This window comes from Neisseria sp. P0009.S007 (assembly GCF_051962515.1).
Genome location: NZ_JBQCVF010000263.1, coordinates 1 through 1,794, shown reverse-complemented (window position 1 = coordinate 1,794; position 1,794 = coordinate 1). Strand labels below are relative to the sequence as shown.

The 1,794-nt window shown below is 49.6% G+C and carries 1 protein-coding gene and 1 pseudogene; both read left to right on the top strand.

Annotated elements, in window-relative coordinates; translation table 11 throughout:
* Positions 1-546, top strand: a pseudogene (locus ACTHS3_RS12285) (tRNA (adenosine(37)-N6)-threonylcarbamoyltransferase complex transferase subunit TsaD); the annotation flags it as partial.
* Between the two features lie 176 nt (positions 547-722).
* The gene (gene rarD, locus ACTHS3_RS12280; protein ID WP_070625203.1) at positions 723-1,628 is read left to right on the top strand and encodes an EamA family transporter RarD; all 906 of its coding nucleotides are present in this window, start codon (positions 723-725) and stop codon (positions 1,626-1,628) included.
* The last annotated feature ends 166 nt before the right edge of the window (positions 1,629-1,794 follow it).

The window sequence follows — 1,794 nt, the reverse complement described above, 5'->3', positions numbered from 1 at the left end:
CCTTATCCCGGCGGTGCCAAATTATCCGAGCTGGCCAAACTCGGCACGCCTGATGCCTTCACATTCCCACGTCCTATGCTCCATTCGCACGATTTGCAGATGAGCTTTTCCGGTTTGAAAACAGCCGTTTTGACCGCTGTCGAAAAAGTCCGCACCGAAACCGGTAGCGATGAAATTCCCGAACAGACGCGTAACGATATTTGCCGCGCTTTCCAAGATGCGGTGGTTGACGTATTGGCGGCCAAAGCCAAAAAAGCGTTGTTGGATACCGGCTTCAGAACTTTGGTGGTTGCCGGCGGCGTGGGTGCAAACTGGAAACTGCGTGATGAATTTTCGCGCTTAACCGTCAAAATGCCGTCTGAAAAAGGCAAATCCAAACCACAGGAAGAAAAAATCAACGTCTATTTCCCACCGATGGCATATTGCACTGATAACGGCGCAATGATTGCCTTTGTCGGCGCGATGCGACTTGCCGAGCATCAGGCTGTCGGTGCATTCAATGTCAAGCCGCGCTGGCCGCTGTCGGATATTGTGAAGCAGGGTTGATGCATTAGACTGCTTCGATGCAATGAAAGGCCGTCTGAAAACCTGAAGATATGGTTTTCAGACGGCCTTTAATGAAACGGATGTTTGCGGTAAAACTTCATTCAAAAAGATGAGTAATTTTTTCATCCGTTTTTTCTACAATATTAACTTTGATTGATTGCAAAAGGCCGTCTGAAATGACGAATTTATCCAAAGGTTTGCTGGCTGCGATAGCGTCCAATTTGTTGTTTTCCATGCTGTTTCTGTACGGTATGTGGATGCGGCCTATGACGGGGACGGAGGTGTTTGCCTGGCGCATGGTCGCCATGCTGTCGGCTTTGTGCGCGCTGATGACGATGGTCAACGGTTGGCAGGCGGCAATGCGTTTTGCTTATGGCGTCGGCCGAGATTGGAAACGATGGCTGCTGATTGTATTGCCGACGCCGATATTTGCCAGCCAGTTATGGCTGTTTGTCTGGGGGCCGGTTAATGGGGAAGGGGTAAACATTGCCATGGGTTATTTCCTGTTTCCTTTGGCGATGATGCTGGGCGGACGGATTTGGTTTAAAGAGCGTTTGAACCGGTTGCAGAGGGTGGCGGTAATCTTGGCGTGTGCAGGCGTGGCATGTGAATTGGTGCGGTCGGGCGCGTTTTCGTGGACGACTGTATGGGTGTTCGGTACTTATCCGTTTTATTATCTGCTGCGCCGTAAGTTGGGCGTGCCTTCCTTAATCGGGCTGACCTTTGATTTGATGATGATTACGCCGTTTGCGTTGGCGTATATTCTGCTGGCAACGGATACGCCGGCGATGATTGCGGCCAAACCGGTTTTAATCTTTTTTATTGTGTTGCTGGGTTTTAATAGTGCAATATCCATGCATTTGAATTTGAAGGCGAATCAATTGCTGCCGGTAGCAGTGTTCGGCATGTTGAGCTATTTGGAGCCTGTATTGCTTTTTATTGTGTCGATTGTGTGGCTGGGCGAGCCGGTGCAGGACGGCGCATTGATCGGCTACGGACTGATTTGGTCGGGATTGTGCGTGATGATTGCCAATGGCCTGTTGGGAATGAAGAAAGAAAAGAAATGGGCAAAATTTGATTGATGGATTGAGGCCGTCTGAAAATGATTTGATCAATGTTTTCAGACGGCCTTGAATATTAAAAGGGGCGTATCGGATACGTCCCTTTTGTTTTACCAGCTTTGGGCGATACGGTCGGCTTCTTGCAGGCGTTCGACTGTGCCGACGTCCAACCAAAGGCCGTTGTGGT

Bases quoted from the DNA above. Each gene is read 5' to 3' on its own strand.
- rarD (WP_070625203.1), top strand. From the start codon at position 723: ATGACGAATTTATCCAAAGGTTTGCTGGCTGCGATAGCGTCCAATTTG.